The sequence below is a fragment of the Pseudolabrys sp. FHR47 genome, from assembly GCF_005153485.1.
GTDB lineage: Bacteria > Pseudomonadota > Alphaproteobacteria > Rhizobiales > Xanthobacteraceae > Pseudolabrys.
The window spans coordinates 2,729,399-2,744,978 of the sequence record NZ_CP039740.1 but is presented as its reverse complement, the minus strand read 5'-3'; the positions used below and the strand labels follow the sequence as shown (position 1 = coordinate 2,744,978).

The following is a 15,580-nucleotide window of genomic DNA, read 5'->3' as shown; positions in this document are numbered from 1 at the left end:
TTGCCCGGCGGCGTGAGAGGCGTCACTCGATAATCACCAGCGGCTCGCCGAACTCGACAGGCTGACCGTCCTCGAACAGGATCTGCGTCACCGTGCCGGCGCGCGGCGCGGGGATCTGGTTCATAGTCTTCATCGCTTCGATGATGAGCAGCGTTTCGCCGGACTTCACCTTGGCGCCAACCTCGATATAGGGGCGCGCGCCTGGCTCCGGCGCCGAGTAAGCGGTGCCGACCATCGGGGAATTGACCACGCCCGGATGCTTGGCCGGATCGATCGGCTTGGAGACGGATTCGGTGATCGGCTGCGGCACGGCGGCCGGCGCGGCGCGCGGCGCCGGGGCGGCCGACACAGCAACGCCGCCGCGGGCGACGCGGATGCGCTGGCCGTCCTGCTCGATCTCGATTTCGGTAAGGCCCGTCTCGTCGAGCAGCTTCGACAGCTCCTGAATGAGCTCGCGGTCGACCAGAGGCGATTTCGGCGGTTTTGCCATTCAAGCGGTTCCGGGTTGTGGCTTCTGTCCGGCCCGGGGCCGGCAGATGCGCATAGCGTAAGAGTTCTTAACGTTCTTTAGCGCCGATCATGCCGGCAAGGCCTTCGATCCCCAGCGCGTAGCCCTGGACGCCGAAGCCGGCAAGCACGCCGCGCGCTACTTTCGACACATAGGAGTGGTGCCGGAAGCTTTCGCGCTGATGGACGTTGGTGATGTGGATTTCAATCACCGGCAGCTCGGTGAGGGTCAGGGCGTCAAGGATGGCGACCGAGGTGTGCGTATAGGCCGCCGGATTGATGACGATGCCGGACGCCTTGTTGATGCGGGCTTCCTGGATGATGGTCACCAGTTCGCCTTCGATGTTCGATTGCCTGAACACCATGTCGAGCCCGAAGCGCTTGCAGGTGTCGGCGCACAGGCTCTCCACATCCTTGAGCGTGGCCGAGCCGTATTTGGCCGGCTCGCGGACGCCGAGCATGTTCAGGTTGGGTCCGTTGAGGACGTAGATCGTCTGGGCCATTTACGGATTTCCGGCAGTTCGGCTGCGGCGCTGCCTCGCATTGCGGGCGCGGACCGGCTGGCACGCTTTATAGGTGGCCGAAGCGGCGAGGGGAAGAGCGCCGCCCATCTCGCCGGGGATGATGTAAATATCAGAAAAATAAAGAGAAATCAGGCGGCCGAGGCGAGTTGTCCCGTTGCCAGCGTCTCCGCGGCGGCCCAGTCGACGACCTCGCGAAGGGCGGCAACGCGCGGCCGGCCGGCCGCGGTGGCTGCCTTGAACAAAGCGATCTGTCGGTCGCCGCTCGAGCCTTGGGCGATGATGTGACCGAGATGGGCGATCTCAGCGGCGCAGCCGAAGGTCTCGATATCCGGTGCGATGAAGGCACGGATCTGCTCCAGCCACTGGCCGGCGGTGATGGGCTGGCGCGAGAATGGCTCGACGAAAGTCGCCGCGATGCCGTGACGTTGCGCATGCCATTTGTTCTCGGCGGTGATGGCGCGGCCGACGCGGTCGAAGCCGGCATTCACGTTACGGTCGCGATCGAGCGCGCGCACCAGGCAGCGGAACAGCGCGGCGATGGCGATGGCATCGTCGAGCCGCGTGCAGCTGTCGGCGATGCGCAGTTCGAGCGTCGGGTTCGCGACCGACGGCCGGATCGCCCACCAGATGTAGCTCGCATCCGGGATAATGCCGGCGCCGACCAGCGCCGCGACATATTCGTCGTAGTCCTGATTGGTACGGAACAGCTCGGGCAAGCCGGTGCGCGGCAATTCGTCGTAGGCCGCGAGCCGATAACCGGTGAGGCCGGTGAGGTGGCCCTGCCAGAACGGCGAGGAGGTCGACAGCGCGAGCAACAGGGGCAGATAAGGTGTCACCCGCATCATGAGATTGATGCGCGTGTCTAGGTCCGGCACCGCGACATGGACATGGAGGCCGCACATCATGTTGCGCAGGCCGATCATCTGCAGGTCGTCCATGATGGCGCCGTAGCGCTCCTTGCGCGTCGGCGTCATCTCCGGCCAAAAGGCGAGCGGAAACGTGCCCATGGCGGCGATGCCAAGGCCGCGTTCGCGCGCGGCTTCTCCCAGCGCCTCCCGCATCCGCGCCAGATGCGCACGGGCCTCGCCCATGGTCTCGCACACCGGCGTCACGGTTTCGATCTGCGACTGCAGCATCTCGGTGGCGACGGAATTGCCGAGCGTCTGCCTCACACGCACGAGAAAGCGCTTGTCGAGGCGGCGCACCGCGCGGCGCGTCGACGCATCGAAGACGAAGAATTCCTCTTCCAGTCCGATCGTATACATGCGCGCGACAACCCGTTCCGGCGTTTCGGGTTCCCGCGCATTCTAAACGTAAAAAGCCGCCGGACCAGCGGCCCGGCGGCTTTGTGGATAAGCAGAATGCCGCAGCGCGGCGCAGCAATCAGGTCATCAATCAGCAAGTAGCCTTGCCGCAACGCGCGTTATTGACCTTTTCCTTCAGCGCTTCGAGGCCGACGGCGCCGATGACGACATCGTTGCCGATGACGTAGCTCGGCGTGCCGTTCATGCCGAGCGCTTCGGCGAGTTTGAAGCTCTCCTGCAACGTCTCCCGGACCTCGGTGCTCGCCATGTCTTTTTCCAGCCGCGCCATGTCGAGGCCGACTTCTTTGGCCGCCGTCATGGCGTGTGCCTTGTCGGCCTGACCGCGGCCGCCGAGCAGCTTCTGATGGAAGGCGAGATACTTTTTGCCGGTTGGGTCCTGCATGCGCACCGCGACCGCGACCTGCGCCGCCTCGACCGAGCCAGGCCCGAGCACCGGGAATTCCTTGAGTACGATCTTCAGGTTCGGATCCTTAAGCAGCGCCATCATGTCTTCCATGGCGCGTTTGCAGTAGCCGCAGTTGTAATCGAAGAACTCGACGAGCGTGACGTCGCCCTTGGGATTGCCGAGCGTGACTTGCCGCTTGGACGAGAAAATGGCCTCGGCATTTTGCTTTACCGCGGCCTTGTGCTTCTCGGCCTCAGCCGCCTGCGAGCGCTTCTCGAGTTCGGCCATGGCCTCCTGAAGAACTTCAGGATTGGCGAGCAGATATTCGCGCACGATCTTGCCGATCTCGTCGCGCTGCGCGCCCGAGAATTCAGCGGCGCTCGCCGGCTGGGCCAGCGCCAGCGCGAACAGGCCCGCACATACAGCGAGGATGCGGCTTGCGGTTTTCATCGGGTCGGTCCTTGTCGAGGTTCAATTGCGGGCATCGCGGGATTGCGGCTTGTCGTTCGTGATGTCGTTGGCGCGCACCCATGGGGGCGAGCCGACCGGCAGACGCCCCTTGGCGCGGGCGGCGATCTGCCGGGCCGTTTTTAAATCGCCCCGGTTAAGGGCAGCTTGCGCCGCGGCAAGATCGGCGCGGCCGAGGTCGCCCTTGCGGCCATAGGCCATGGCAAGCTGGTCGTAGGCCTCGGGGATGGTTGGCTCGCGCGCCAGTGCGGAATTCAGAAGGCCGACCGCTTCCTCGGCGCTGGCGGGGTTGTTCGAGCCGATAAGCGCTTGCGCCAGCATCACCTGGATGAGGGGGGCATTGTTCGACAGTTGTACCGCGCGGCGCAGCGGCGCCACGGCCTCGGTGCCGCGGCCGGCTTCGAGCAGGGCCTGGCCTTTGAGCTCCTGGAAATAGGCATTGCCGGGCTGGGCCTGGATGAGGCCGTCGATCTGGACGAGCGCGTTGCGCAAATCGGCATGGCGATAGGCGGCGATGGCGCGCGCGTAACGCGCGGGCATGCTCTGGTCGCTCATGGGATAGCGCCGCGCCACCGTATCCGGCCGATCGAGGAAGCCCGATAGCTTGGCGCGCATCATGTCGTGACGGGCCTGCAGCGCCGGTGGGTCCTTGACGTCGAAATAGGGGCTCTGTCTGGCGACCGCCTCCAGCGCCGCGACGCGTTCCTGCGGCATCGGGTGGCTCTGCAGATAGGGATCGACATAGCGCGAGTTGAACAGCGCGTCGTTCGACAGCCGCTTGAACAATTCGATCATGCCCCGCGCCGACTGATGCGAGGCATTGAGAAACTTGACGCCGGCATGATCGGCCTGGTCTTCCTGCGTGCGTACATAAGCAAGGAACGAGCGCTGGATGGCCGATTGGGGCGCCATGATCGCCGCCGCGCCGGCATTGCCGCCACCGGCGACCGCCGCGCCTGCACCAAGCAGCAGCGCAATGATCGACGCCGTCTGGGCGCGCGCCAGTTGCTCGCGCAATTTGAGCAGGTGACCGCCGGCGAGATGGCCGGTCTCGTGGGCGAAGACGCCGATGATCTCGTTCGGCGTCTTGGCGTCGAACAGCGCGCCGGCATTGATGAAGATGTGGCGGCCGTCCATCACGAAGGCGTTGAAGGTGCGATCGTTGAGGACGACGACGCGGACATTCTGTTGTGTGAGACCGGCGGCGCGCAGGATCGGCGCGGCATAGTCTCGCAGCAGGTTCTCGATTTCGGCGTCGCGAATGACGGTCGGGCCGCCCCCGCCGCGTTGTTGAGCGGTCGCCGGCGACCCAGCCGATCCGATACCGGCCAGCGCCACCGCGGCAGCGGTGAGAAGGCCGATGCCCTGCCGGATGCGGCGGCCGGCGGCTGGCGCGAGCGAAGCGGTCCTGTTAGGTAAGCCCGTCAATTCCATGGTCTTCTAAACGCTGGCGTTATTGCTGCTTTAAGGCGATTGGCGCGGAACTTAGGAGACACGGGCGAACCGGGTCAATGTAAGCCGATTTGGCGCGGCGCCACCGCGCTTTTGCGGCGTTCGGTCATCACGAAATGGCGATGTTGAACCCGCGAGTCATCGCGAAATCTTTCCATCCCAAGCAAGCCGCCGAATACGGCAGCAGCGGGGCGGATCAATACACCCACAGGACTTAAGGCGATGCTCGACAAGGCGAAAAATCTCATTCTCCCGTCTCGGCGCAGCGAGGTGCCGCCCTTCATCGTGATGGACGTGATGGCGGCGGCGGCGCAGGCCGAGGCGGAGGGGCGGCACGTCGTCCATATGGAAGTAGGCCAGCCATTCCAGCCGGCGCCGAAGACAGCGTTGGACGCAGCGCGCGCGGCGCTGTCCGGCCGCATTGCCTATACCGAGGCGCTCGGCATGCCGTCGCTGCGCGCCCGCATCGCGCGGCACTACGCCGACACCTACGGCCTGGACCTCGATCCGGCGCGGGTGGTGGTAACGACGGGCTCGTCCGGCGGCTTCATACTGGCCTTCCTGTCGCTATTCGAAGCGGGGGACCGAGTGGCGCTGGCCAACCCCGGATACCCACCGTACCGCCACATCCTGTCCGCGCTCGGCTGCGAGCCGGTGCTGATCGAAACCTCGGCGGCGACGCGCTGGGTCATGTCGCCGGAGGCGCTGATCGCCGCGCACCGCAAGACGCCGCTCGCCGGCCTCCTGATCGCCAGCCCGGCCAATCCGACCGGCACGATGATGGACCGCGAACATCTGGCGCAGCTCATCGCCGCGGCGGAAGCCGAAGGCATCAAGGTGATCTCCGACGAGATCTATCACGGCCTCGATTACGCCTTCGCAGCGGAAACCGCCGCCAAGCTGTCGGACCACGCCGTGATCATCAATTCGTTCTCGAAATACTTTTGCATGACCGGCTGGCGCATCGGCTGGCTGGTGATGCCGGAGCCATTGACGCGCTCGGTCGAGCGGCTGCAGCAGAACTTCGCCATCTCGGTGCCGGCTCTGTCGCAAATCGCGGCGGAGGCTGCGTTCGACGGCGCTGAGGAGATGGAAGCGGTCAAGCACGTCTACGAGGCGAACCGGCGGGTCCTGGTCGACGGCTTACCGAAAGCGGGTCTCGACAAATTCCTGCCTGTCGATGGCGGCTTCTATCTCTATGCCGACGTGTCACGCTTCTCCAACGACAGCCTCGACTTCGCCAAGCGCATGCTGAACGAGGCCAATGTGGCGGCGACGCCGGGCATCGATTTCGATCCGGTCAACGGCCACAATTATCTGCGGTTCTGTTACGCCGGTTCGACGCCCGAGATGCACGAGGCGGTGAAGCGGATTGGCAACTGGCTCAAGGGCTGAGCGCCGTTATTGCGCGGGGGCGATAGCGGCGAGGATGGCATGGGCCGCCGTGATACGCGCCGGTGTCGGCATGTTCCGGTTCGAGAGAATGACGACGCCGATCTTCATGGCCGGCACGAAGGCGGCATAGGCGCCGAAGCCGCGCGTCGAGCCGGTCTTGTTGAACAGGGTTGCGCCGGTGGGCGCGCGCGGTGGCTTGAGTGCCGTGGCTGCGTTCGGGCCGAACACCATGTTGTCGCTGTTGCCGGCGAGCAAACGTTCCAGCGGCACCGGGTAGGGGTATTGCTCCCAGCCAAGGCCCTGCACGATGGGGTCGACCTTGAAGTAGCCGACATGTGTGTCGTCGATGGCGCGGCGCATCGACGGTTCGAGCGCCTCGGGCCGCATGTTGATCTCAAGATAGCGGATCATGTCGGCGGCCGAACTTTTGATGCCGTAGGCTGGGTCCGCGAACGGCGCCGAGCCGGCACGCACAGGCTGGTTGGCGCGGTCGTAACCTTGCGCATGGTCGGCCATCGCCGATTGCGGCACGCGGATGAAGGTGTGCGCGAGGCCGAGCTTCGGCAAAATCTCTGCTTCGAGGAGCTCGGCATAGTCGCCCTTCATCGCCAGCGCCGCGACGTGGCCGAACAGCCCGATGCTGGGATTTGAGTAGCGCCGCTGCGCGCCCGGCGCGGCCGATGGCTTCCACTTTCGCAGGAACGCAATCGCCTCAGCCTCGGACTTGATCTTGGCGGAAAACAGCAGCGGCAGGCCCCCGGCAGTGTAGGTGCCGAGATGAAGCAGGGTCGCTTTGTCGATCGCCGTCCCTTTGAGCGCGGGCATGTATTTGCCGGGATGGTCGCCGGGCGACAGCCTGCCGGTCGCCGCACCGTAAGTGACGAGCGTCGCGGCGAAGGTCTTGCTGATCGAGCCGATCTCGAACAGCGTGTTCTTCGTCACCGGCGTCTGCGCTTCCCTTGAAGCTACTCCGTAGCTGAAGAAATACTGTTGGCCACCGGCTGTTACGCCAACGGCGATGCCCGGCACGTCATGCTGGGCGAGCAGCGGAGAGACAGTGCGCTCGACTGTCGCGGTGAGTTTCTCGGGCGCCTCGGCGGCGCGAAGGGCGGCGGATGACGAGGCGATTGTCATGACGGCCAAGACGGCCGTCATTGTCGCGGCGAATTTCAAGGCGCTTCCTCGTTCCGATGACGCAGGCCACGATCACGTATCGCTATTGTGGCGGCAGCGCGACGTGACAGCGGAGAACGAGGCGAGGCTCAGAACTCGACGTCAAGCTCGACCACTTCGTCCGGTTCGGCCAGCGCGCCGTCGACCCATTCCTTCACCGCCGGCAGGTCCATGATCGCCTGGCAATAGGCCGCGCAATCGGAATCGAGCTTGACGTCGTAAGTAATGAAGCGCGTCACCACCGGCGCGAACATGGCGTCCGCCATGGTCGGCGTGCCGCCAAAAAGATACGGGCCCTTGCTCTTGGCAAGGCACTCACGCCAGATCGAGATGACGCGCTCGATGTCGGCCTGCGCACCGACCCAGACCTTGAAGCCGGGGTGGCGCGCCTTCAGATTCATTGGCAGCGCCGAGCGCAAATTTGTGAAGCCGGAATGCATCTCGCCGCTGACCGAGCGGCAATGCGCACGCGCGGCGCGATCGGCCGGGAGCAGGGTGCAGTTCGGCACGTTCTCGCTGAGATATTCGGCGATCGCCAGCGTATCCCAGATCTTGACGCCGTCATGAGTCAGCGCCGGAACGAGGAAAGAGGGCGACAGCAGCAGGAGTTCGGCGCGCGTCGAAGGATCGTCGCTGGCGACCGGCTGCTCATCGAAATCGAGCCCGGCGAATTTGCACAACAACCAGCCGCGCATCGACCACGAACCGTAGTTCTTGCTGGCGATGGTGAGGGTGGCTTTCGCGGGGGCGAACGAATCCATGGGAATACGGTGTCCTCATCGATAGGCAGCCCGGCCCCGTCAGCTTAGACGAAAGTTCAGACTAATCAATCGTTTCCGCGCCAAACTGCGGGCCGCAAACGAGAATTGTCCCCATGGCGGCTGGTACCGGGCTCAATCCGCCCTTGCCAAGAAATATCTCGCAGCGCAGCATCAAATCAACTAGCGTTGATAATCGAGGGCTCGCCGGGGTCCTCCGGGGATTGGATGCTCTATCAGACCTACCAAACGCAATCGGATTTCTTCGATCCGCTGCGCAAGTTCGCAGCCATGGCCGCAGACACCGTTGGGACGCAACTCAACGGCGCGCCGAGGCCGTCGTTCTGGGGCAATCTCGGCGCCGGTTACGAGCTGATTGCGCGCGCCACATTGACACACTCGCGGCCGAGCTACGGCATCGACAGCGTCACGGTCGGCAATCAGGAAGTCGCGATCACCGAAGAAGCAGCCGACGTCACGCCGTTCGGCACGCTGCTGCATTTCAAGAAGAACATCGATCAGGCCCAGCCTCGCGTCCTGATCATCGCGCCGTTGTCCGGGCATTTCGCGACGCTGCTGCGCGCCACCGTGCGCACCATGCTGTCCGAGCATGACGTTTACATCACCGACTGGCACAACGCACGTGACGTGCCTCTCTCTGCCGGCCGTTTCGGCTTTGAGGACTACACGACGCATCTGATCCGCTTTCTCGAGAAGATCGGGCCGGGCGCGCATATGGTCGCGGTGTGCCAGCCCTGTGTGTCGGCGCTGGTCGCTGCGAGCGTGATGGCACAGGGCAATCACCCCGCGCAGCCGCGCTCGATGACATTGATGGCCGGGCCGATCGATACCCGCGTCCAGCCGACCAAGGTCAACGAACTGGCCAAGGGCAAGCCGATCGACTGGTTCGAGAAGAACATGATCGCCACCGTGCCGTCGCGTTATGCCGGCGCGGGCAGGCGGGTCTATCCGGGCTTCGTGCAGCTCATGGCCTTCATGTCGATGAACATGGACCGGCACGTGAAAGCGCATCGCGAGCTTTACGAGAACATCGCCAAAGGCAATATCGAGAAGGCCGAGCAGACCAAGGCGTTCTACGACGAATATTTCGCCGTGCTCGATCTGGCCGCCGAGTTCTATCTGGAGACCGTGCAACTGGTGTTCCAGGAGCACACGCTGCCGCTCGGCCAGTTGACCTATCAGGGCCAGAAGGTCGAGCCGGCCGCGATCAAGCGCACCACGCTGTTCACGGTCGAGGGCGAACGCGACGATATCTGCGCGGTCGGCCAGACGCTCGCGGCGCACGATCTGTGCACGTCGCTGCGCCCCTATCGCAAGCGACACCACATGCAGGCGGGCGTCGGCCACTATGGCGTCTTCTCTGGCAAGAGCTGGCAGAACCAGATCTATCCGCAGGTCAAGAACGTCATTCTGCAGAGCGATTGACGTCTTCTCTAACGCACCCCGAGCAGGCGCTGGAACAGCGTGCCGCCGAGGAAGCGCGAGAACACGATGAAATACAGGATGACGATGCCGAACAGCGCGAAGGCCGGCATCCCCTGAAGTTCGAAGCCTCCGTCGGTGGTGCCGCCGGTGAAGCGGGCAACCACGTAGCCGCCGACGATGAAGATGAAGAAGAAATCGAGGATCGCTGCGAAGACCTTGCGGGCGGTCGAAGCCTGCTTGATCGGTGCGACTTCGGGCTGTGTCATGGCAATGGGCCTGTGCGTGAAATGAGTGCGGCGCGGCTAGTTCTCGGATGCCGGCCTCACCCGGACGTTGATGGAAAGCGGTTTCCACTCTTCTTCGGAGACGAGAAAGTCGAGTTCATAATGGACGCGGCTCGGTTGCGTTTCGAAATAGCCGCGCAGTTGCAGGACGCCGCGGTTGTCGATCTTCGTCGGCGTGGCGGCGACGGGTGTCTTGATGGCGATGATCGACAGGTCGATCTGTTTCTCGGCGAAGGTGCTGAAGCCCTGTTTCAACTTGTCGGGGCTGAACTGCGTGCGGAACGGCTTGGCCAGCTTGGCATGGAGAACGGTGTAGTTGCCGGTGATATTGGCGTCGTTGAGGGTCAGCAGGCAGGTCTTGATCAGCTTTTCCTGTACGGCCTCGCTCGGCATGGCCGGTTCGGCCATAGCCGAGCCAGCCCAAAGCAGGGCGCCGAGCAAGGCAAGGATGATACGGGCACGCATCGGTCCCTCCGCATCACGGACGTGCCCCGCAGGATGCAACAGTGCAGTGGCGCAGCTTTGCGCTAGATCAATCGCTTCGTTAGAAGCAATAACGTACCGATACCTCTTTATAGCCCGATGCGAACTTCCCTCCCATGACAGCCGCCATCCAAAGCGAAGCGCCGCGCCACAGCGTCTACGAGGACGCGCTGGCGATCGTCATCGGCAGCCTGTTCGTCTCGTTCGCGCTGGCGCTATTCAAGCTCGCCGGGCTGCTGACCGGCAGCACGGCCGGGCTTGCGTTTCTGGTGTTCTATACGACGGGGCTGCCGTTCGGCGCTGCATTCTTCGTCATCAATCTGCCGTTCTATGTTCTCGCGTTCCTGCGCATGGGCTGGCGTTTCACGGTGAAGACCTTTATCGCGGTGGCGCTGACATCGGGCTTCACCGAGATGCATGCACACTTCATCCGCATGGCGGACACCAATCCGTTTTATGTGGCGGTGTTCGGCGGACTCTTGATGGGCGTCGGATTCATCGTGCTGTTCCGCCATCAGGCGAGTCTTGGCGGTGTCAATATTCTGGCGCTCTACGTGCAGGACCATTACGGCCTCCGCGCCGGCAAGCTGCAGCTAGCCATCGATCTCGTCATTCTCGCCGCGTCGTTTTTCATCGTCACGCCGCTGGCGCTGGTCGCTTCGGTGATCGGCGTCTCCGCGCTCAACATGGTTATCTGGATGAACCACCGACGCGACCGTTACGTCGCCTGGTCGGCGCCGTAACGACGACGGTGCCGCATTTACCCTGGCGTTTTCCGTTCATCCAGAAGACGCTGCATGAAGACGAGATCGAGCCAGCGGCCGAATTTATGGCCGATCTGGCGGAAATGGCCAACTTCCTCGAATCCGAGCGCGGCGTGCAAGCGCCGTGAGGGCTCGTTGTCGGCGTCGATACCGGCGACGATGACATGCTTGCCGAGCCCTTTCGCGATCGGCAGCAGGCTTTCGACCAGCGCACGACCAAGGCCTCGGCGGTGCTGGTCGGCGCGGATGTGAACGGAATGCTCGACGGTGTGCTGATAGCCCGGCCAGGCGCGGAAGGCACCGAATGACGCGTAGCCCAGAACCTCGTCCCCATCGGCGGCCACCATGACCGGATAGCCGTCGGCGCGCCGTGCTTCGAGCCAGGCAACGCGGCTTTCCAGCGTCACCGGATCGAACTCGTAGATCGCAGTCGAAGTCGCGACGACGTCGTTATAGATGGCCAGAATGGCCGGCAGATCGCCGGGAGCCGCATCGCGGATGATCATGATCTCAGTTCCTATTATCGTTGCCGGATGAAGAGGACGTATTGCGCCGGAGCTTCAAACGAGTTTTCGAAAACAAGCGGACGTTGGACGTCGAAATCGGCGCTGTCGCCTTCCGATAGGATGTGCGGGGTATCGTCGATCCAGAGGCGGATTTTCCCGCTCAACATCAGCAGTTGCTGCGAGTAGGCGGTCTCGCCCCAGGGGCTGTAGGGAACGCGAGTTTCCGCCGGCAAATCGACGACGATGATTTCGATGCCACTGGGTGCGCCCGGCGGCGATGCGTGGCGACGCTTGTAGCCGGTCTCAGGATCCCGCCAGACCGGTTGATCGGCGCGGCATACGATACGGCCGGGGCCGGATTCTCCGAGCGCTATGATCGAGCTGAGCGTTACGCCAAGGGCCGAACATATCCGGCCCAGGAGGTTGGCGGTCGCACTGCTTTCGGCGCGTTCGATGCGCGAAAGCATGGCTTTGCTGACGTTCGCGCGTTTCGAGAGTTCGTCAAGGCTCAATCCCGCCGAGATGCGCAGCGTTTTAAGCCGTGCACCGATGGCTTTGTCGAGCGAGGCTGCATCCTGCGCGGCCGGTCTGTCAAAACGCGGCGCCTCGCGCGCTTGGGATATCCTTGTAACGCTACTCCTGTTCAGTTGTCGGGGCACGGGAGCCTGCCTGTTTTCGTGGGGGGTCAGGGGGTGACGCAAGGATTGGGCCGCGGGACCGCCCGCGGCCCGAGGCCAGTTTACGCCCGCTTTTTGAGTAATTGAACGAACGTGTCGGCCGATATCACCGGCGCGAAGAAGTCGTTTATTCTCTGCATGGCCGCCGCTTCCTGCTCGGGCGTCTGGCAGGCGCAAGCATCGCCGATAACGATGGGCAGATAGCCGGCGTCACGCGCCGCTCGCGCATTGCCTTCGATGCACCAGTCGAGGTGAATGCCGGTGAGCACGATCACTTCGATCCGCTTGCGAGAAAGGACGAGAGGAAGCTGCGTGCCAGTGAAAGCGGTTTGAAGCGCGAGTTCGTTGAATTCATTGTCGCCGGACTGAACGAGTGCGCGCAGCTCGGCGACCAGCTCGTTGTCCTTCTTCTTCATCTCCGGCGTGAAATTCAGCCCCTCGACCCAGCTTGCAAATTGCACACGGTCGAAATCGGACTGCGGATAGGATTCGCGGAAAACCTCGTAGCCGATCCAGTTGAAGGAAACGAAGTTCTTCGCAGCACGGGCGGCTTTGGCGACTTTCACGGTGGCAGGAAGGCTGCCGCGATCGCGGTGTTTTTCCGCCGCCTGGGCGCCCCACGGCTCGTAGAGCGAATTGACTTGACTGACCGACATGAATGCGGCCGGACGAGATAGAATTTCAGCCAGATCGAGTTTCTTCCACTGCGGTGCAAGCTCCGGAATGGCGTGAATGCCGCCAATCGGAGCGGCTGATGCTTTGTCGGCCGATGACGCTGCGGAAGCGACAGCGAGGGCGGCGATACCGGCAACGGCATCGCGACGGGTAGGCGACGATAGGTTCATGGAGCGACTCCTTAGTTCAGATTGCAATTTTCGTTTTGAGCGGTGGCCGGGTGCGCGCGCCGCATCAAACGCCATTCGGTTGATGCAATCGGGGGACCAAGGAGACGACGATTTCGTTCAATATATTAGATAGCTGCCGCGTGCTGGCCGGAATTCAAAAACCAAAAGGCCTGCCGAACCTGTATCCGGCGGGCGCGTATGCGTCTCAAGGTGTTTTGGTGTTGCCGAGCAGCATCGGCCCAGGGAACGGCGCGGATCGAACGCCGGGGCGCAGGGCGGTTATGTCTTAGTAGATGCCGTTAGGTCATCTGACGCATTCACTAGCGGCGGAAACCTTCGACGACGCTGCGCACGCGTTCGGCGGACCGTTCGGTTTCCGACTTGCGCAACTTGGCGAGCCGGGCGTCGCAGTCGATTTGTTCCTTGTACGCGATGGCGCCGGTCCAGTTGTCGAAGCTGTGCTCGTAACACATCTCCGGATCGACAAAGAGGATCGTGCCCTCCCGGTGTGCCAGCGCCGCCTTCAGCGTTGCCTGGCGGGCGTTCTCGGCGATCTGTTCCGGTGACAGTTCGATTTGCGCCGGCTTGAGACGCGGCGCGACGAAGACCAGTACCGCCAGCACGCCCGTGAGCAGCGCGGCGCCGGCGGCGAGACGAATGACGTCGGTCGCGCGGAGTTGCTTGCGTTCTTGGGCTCGCAGCAGGCGGCTTTTGTACATGGCCATTCCAGGCAGCCGGGTAAACCGGCGTTAGCCTTGGACGTTAGGCCTGCGGACTTGCAATCGCTTGAAGAACTTGCGTCAAATTTTATGGAATTCCGGCGGCCGGAGCCGAGCCGGTCAAAGTGTATAGGCGGTGCGGAAACCGCCCCATTTCTTGCCGAAAACGCGGATCGGCGCGCCGATTTCCCACATCATCACGACCCTGTCGCCCATGTCGCGCGGGTAGTTCTGGATAATGTAGGGCCGCACCACGCGGCCGGCGGACAGCCCGGCGCGGTCGTCGAAGATGCGGCGGTTGCGGCTGTGCGCGGCGTTCCAGAGCGGATCGTCCGGCCGTTGCGGCTGGGCATAGGCAGCGTTGTGGACCGGCAGATAGCCGTTGCGATCGACCGCCGCGCAAAACACCAGGCGTGGATCGCTGGCCAACAGGGGCTCCTGGACGGCCGGCAACAGCGCTTCGCAAAGCGACAGGAATCGCGTGCGGTATTGCTGCGGATTGGTGCCGGGGATCGGCACATAATGATTGTCGAACAGATCGTCGAGCGCGATCTGGCCGGCGTTCACCGCGTCCTCGAACAGCGCTGAGATGCGGTCAGCGGCGCCGATGGCGCGGGCGATGAATTCCTTGTTGGCTTCACGAATGGCGGCGAGGCGGCCGTCGAGATTGGCTTTGGTGTCGGGCGCCAACGGACCGAACTGCAGGTGCAGGCCGAGATTGGACTGATTGACCAGATGGAGTTCGCATGGGCCGATGCCGGCGATCTCCGCATTCAGCGTGGCGCCGGTGCGCAGTTGGCTCGGCTCACGCAGCCGCACCAGAAGCCCGCCTTCGGAGATGTCGGCGGTCTGTCCGCGCAAGATCGTGCCGTTAACGTCGAGCGAGACGTCGAGCTCGCAGGGCAGGCGCTCGTGCTGGCGGCGGTCGCCGATATCCGTGAGGCGGAGGAAGATGACGCAGCGAGTCTTCAGTTTCTCGGCGAGATGGCCGGCTTCGCGGCCGGAGCGATCGACGGCGTCGCCATGGGCGGTGGCATCGGCAGCAGCCTGACGAATTTCGCCCGCGCCGTCCGCGACCGCGCCGATGAAGGACGATGTCTCGCTGGCGTTGCGCGACAGGCCGTCGGTGGTCGTGACCTGGGCCTGTACCGCCTCGGCAATCGAGGAGAACACCGGCCGCACGGCTTTGGTCGCATCCGAAATGCGATGCACAGCCGCGATCGAGGTGGCGGCAGCTTTCTGCAGCGTATCGATCTTGCGGGTGATGTCCTCGGTGGCGGCCTGCGTGCGCACCGAAAGTTCCTTCACCTCGGCGGCGACGACGGCGAAGCCGCGGCCCGCGGCGCCGGCGCGCGCCGCCTCGATGGTGGCGTTGAGCGCCAGCAGATTGGTCTGGCGCGCGACATTGGCGATGAGATTGACGACCTTGCCGATGTCGCCGATCGACGACTTGAGTTCGTCGACGCTTTTGTTGGCGGCGCTGGCTGCGGTCTCGGCATCATCGGTGAGCGCGCCGGCGGCCTTGACCCGCTGATCGATCTCGCCGGCCGATTGAGCCAGTTCGACGGTGGCCTCGGCCACCTGACCAGCATCGCGCCTGGCGTCTTGAGACTGGGTGGCGAGGTCTTCGCTGCGGGCGCGGATGGCGGCGAGGGCTTTGGCCGATGAGCTGGTGCCGGAATGGACGGCTTCGGCGGCCTGCGCGACCTCGCGGATCATGGCGCCAAGGTCGAGTTCGATCAGGTCGATGGTCTCGCGCACCGAAGCGGCGAGGGCGGCTGTCGCTGCGTCATTTTCGGAAATGCGAGTGAGGGACTCGGCGGCCGGCACGGAGACGTCAGACAAAATCTGACCGTCTCGCGTCTGCGA

General features: G+C 63.7%; 17 protein-coding genes. 3 read left to right on the top strand and 14 right to left on the bottom strand.

Annotation, left to right across the window (positions count from 1 at the left end; translation table 11 throughout):
* Positions 1-22 precede the first annotated feature (22 nt).
* The 5 genes from accB to E8Q40_RS13480 form a co-directional block, all read right to left on the bottom strand.
* A complete protein-coding gene (gene accB, locus E8Q40_RS13500; protein ID WP_137045045.1) occupies positions 23-490 on the bottom strand; it encodes an acetyl-CoA carboxylase biotin carboxyl carrier protein in 468 nt (155 codons plus the stop codon).
* 67 nt (positions 491-557) lie between these two features.
* Positions 558-1,010, bottom strand: coding sequence for a type II 3-dehydroquinate dehydratase (aroQ, locus tag E8Q40_RS13495; protein ID WP_137045044.1), 453 nt, complete (start codon positions 1,008-1,010; stop codon positions 558-560).
* Between the two features lie 149 nt (positions 1,011-1,159).
* The gene (locus E8Q40_RS13490) at positions 1,160-2,296 is read right to left on the bottom strand and encodes a carboxylate-amine ligase (protein ID WP_137045043.1); all 1,137 of its coding nucleotides are present in this window, start codon (positions 2,294-2,296) and stop codon (positions 1,160-1,162) included.
* Between the two features lie 130 nt (positions 2,297-2,426).
* Positions 2,427-3,191 carry a DsbA family protein gene (locus E8Q40_RS13485; RefSeq protein ID WP_137045042.1) on the bottom strand — a complete coding sequence of 255 codons (765 nt, stop codon included), beginning with the start codon at positions 3,189-3,191 and terminating at the stop codon, positions 2,427-2,429.
* Positions 3,192-3,212: 21 nt separating this feature from the next.
* Positions 3,213-4,643, bottom strand: a complete 1,431-nt coding sequence (locus tag E8Q40_RS13480; protein WP_137045041.1) for a M48 family metalloprotease — start codon at positions 4,641-4,643, stop codon at positions 3,213-3,215.
* Between the two features lie 240 nt (positions 4,644-4,883).
* On the opposite strand from E8Q40_RS13480, the gene E8Q40_RS13475 reads away from it, so the two are divergent.
* Positions 4,884-6,056, top strand: a complete 1,173-nt coding sequence (locus E8Q40_RS13475; RefSeq protein WP_137045040.1) for a pyridoxal phosphate-dependent aminotransferase — start codon at positions 4,884-4,886, stop codon at positions 6,054-6,056.
* Between the two features lie 6 nt (positions 6,057-6,062).
* Here the strand turns inward: E8Q40_RS13475 and ampC are convergent, their stop codons facing one another.
* Together ampC and E8Q40_RS13465 are read right to left on the bottom strand one after the other, a co-directional pair.
* On the bottom strand, positions 6,063-7,211 hold the full coding sequence (gene ampC / locus E8Q40_RS13470) for a class C beta-lactamase (protein WP_137045039.1): 1,149 nt from the start codon (positions 7,209-7,211) through the stop codon (positions 6,063-6,065).
* A gap of 107 nt (positions 7,212-7,318) precedes the next feature.
* Positions 7,319-7,990 carry a glutathione S-transferase family protein gene (locus tag E8Q40_RS13465; protein WP_137045038.1) on the bottom strand — a complete coding sequence of 224 codons (672 nt, stop codon included), beginning with the start codon at positions 7,988-7,990 and terminating at the stop codon, positions 7,319-7,321.
* 225 nt (positions 7,991-8,215) lie between these two features.
* Here E8Q40_RS13465 and E8Q40_RS13460 point away from each other — a divergent pair, with 225 nt between their 5' ends.
* Positions 8,216-9,433 carry a polyhydroxyalkanoate depolymerase gene (locus E8Q40_RS13460; RefSeq protein WP_137045037.1) on the top strand — a complete coding sequence of 406 codons (1,218 nt, stop codon included), beginning with the start codon at positions 8,216-8,218 and terminating at the stop codon, positions 9,431-9,433.
* Positions 9,434-9,441: 8 nt separating this feature from the next.
* Here the strand turns inward: E8Q40_RS13460 and E8Q40_RS13455 are convergent, their stop codons facing one another.
* Both E8Q40_RS13455 and E8Q40_RS13450 read right to left on the bottom strand, forming a co-directional pair.
* Positions 9,442-9,699, bottom strand: coding sequence for an RDD family protein (locus E8Q40_RS13455; RefSeq protein ID WP_137045036.1), 258 nt, complete (start codon positions 9,697-9,699; stop codon positions 9,442-9,444).
* A 36-nt stretch (positions 9,700-9,735) separates the two neighbouring features.
* Positions 9,736-10,182, bottom strand: coding sequence for a hypothetical protein (locus E8Q40_RS13450; RefSeq protein WP_137045035.1), 447 nt, complete (start codon positions 10,180-10,182; stop codon positions 9,736-9,738).
* Between the two features lie 134 nt (positions 10,183-10,316).
* Here E8Q40_RS13450 and E8Q40_RS13445 point away from each other — a divergent pair, with 134 nt between their 5' ends.
* Positions 10,317-10,943, top strand: coding sequence for a YitT family protein (locus E8Q40_RS13445; RefSeq protein WP_137045034.1), 627 nt, complete (start codon positions 10,317-10,319; stop codon positions 10,941-10,943).
* Positions 10,944-10,960: 17 nt separating this feature from the next.
* On the opposite strand, the gene E8Q40_RS13440 is transcribed toward E8Q40_RS13445, so the two are convergent.
* The 5 genes from E8Q40_RS13440 to E8Q40_RS13420 form a co-directional block, all read right to left on the bottom strand.
* The gene (locus tag E8Q40_RS13440; RefSeq protein WP_137045033.1) at positions 10,961-11,470 is read right to left on the bottom strand and encodes a GNAT family N-acetyltransferase; all 510 of its coding nucleotides are present in this window, start codon (positions 11,468-11,470) and stop codon (positions 10,961-10,963) included.
* Positions 11,471-11,484: 14 nt separating this feature from the next.
* A complete protein-coding gene (locus E8Q40_RS13435) occupies positions 11,485-12,129 on the bottom strand; it encodes a helix-turn-helix domain-containing protein (RefSeq protein ID WP_246662836.1) in 645 nt (214 codons plus the stop codon).
* Positions 12,130-12,209: 80 nt separating this feature from the next.
* A complete protein-coding gene (locus E8Q40_RS13430; protein WP_246662835.1) occupies positions 12,210-13,067 on the bottom strand; it encodes an isochorismatase family protein in 858 nt (285 codons plus the stop codon).
* Between the two features lie 245 nt (positions 13,068-13,312).
* A complete protein-coding gene (locus E8Q40_RS13425) occupies positions 13,313-13,717 on the bottom strand; it encodes a hypothetical protein (RefSeq protein WP_137045032.1) in 405 nt (134 codons plus the stop codon).
* A gap of 114 nt (positions 13,718-13,831) precedes the next feature.
* A complete protein-coding gene (locus E8Q40_RS13420; protein ID WP_168197833.1) occupies positions 13,832-15,556 on the bottom strand; it encodes a methyl-accepting chemotaxis protein in 1,725 nt (574 codons plus the stop codon).
* Positions 15,557-15,580 lie beyond the last annotated feature (24 nt).